Genomic DNA, 1,175 nt, shown 5'->3' on the forward strand with positions numbered 1-1,175 from the left:
ATGTACCATGAAATTATAATATAATGAGAGAGAAATATTGTAAGTTAGTAGTGATTTTAGGTATACTATTATTTAAATTTTTATTATACGACTGAGGATTTTCTGAATATTAATTTATGGAGCAGCCTCCATCTCCTGAGTTTTCCTGAAATATTAATGTTCAAAAGTTGTCAAACATAGTTAAAGGTTTTAAAATTTCATATTATATAAATTTTTGTTAAACTGTAAAAATTAATTTCAGAGCAATAAATAGGAATAAAATAATTAAATTAAAGGATTAATGGTATGGTATACTTATCCATATAAAAGGTAATAATTATTATATTTGAACGTTCCATAGAAAGCAGGGTTAGAATGAACTTAAAAATTTCTAATTTAGCACAAATAAAGGAAGCTGTAATTGAAGATAGTGATTTAGTAGTAATAGTAGGAGATAACGGAACAGGGAAAACATTATTATTAGAATCATTAACTCTTTTTAAAGAGCACTATAGAGATAATTTAGATAAACTTATTGATACATACCTAGACAATAATTTTTTAAATATTGACATTGAAACTAATTGGGATGACTTAATTAAGTATTACAGGAATACAAAATTAGAAAATATAGAAGACGATAACAAAGATAAATCTCCTATAAAGAAATTTCTAGTAAAAATTGAAGTGGAAAACTCAATTAATGTAGAAGATTTTTTTTCTAATAAATTTGAATTAATGACTTATGAAATTAATGATTTAATTAAAGAAAGAGTATTATTTACTGAGGAATCAAATGTTAAAGTTGAATTATTAGATATACCTGAAGTTAAAGAGTTGTATGAGTATGAGTTTAGGTTTATATTAGCTGATGATGTAGGAATTTTACTTGGTGGAGAAGATGAGAAAAATTTAGCTACCAATGTATTTTTAATACAGTCAGAAGAAGATTTAAATGAAAATAATAAAACATTGGAATCAGTTGAAACTTATCTACCTAAAATTGTTAATCAAGAAACTTTCAAAAAAATCTTAACTAGGAATTTAAAAAGAAACTTTCTTAAATATGTATATGGTTTAAACTCCACTAATGGTAGGTTACTGTTTTTACCGTCAGAACGTAATCTTTATATGGATAATGCCTTAAGAAAAACACTTGACCAAAATTATAACAAATCTAAATTAAGGTATAGTGA

1 protein-coding gene is annotated in these 1,175 nt (G+C 24.3%); it reads left to right on the top strand.

Going from position 1 to position 1,175, the window contains the following annotated elements; translation table 11 throughout:
• Positions 1–354: 354 nt before the first annotated feature.
• Positions 355–1,175, top strand: an 821-nt coding sequence (locus tag HU235_RS16150) for an OLD family protein (RefSeq protein WP_174880865.1), incomplete at its 3' end; no start/stop codon positions are given.

The organism is Metabacillus niabensis, from assembly GCF_902829255.1.
Lineage (GTDB): Bacteria > Bacillota > Bacilli > Bacillales > Bacillaceae > Metabacillus > Metabacillus niabensis.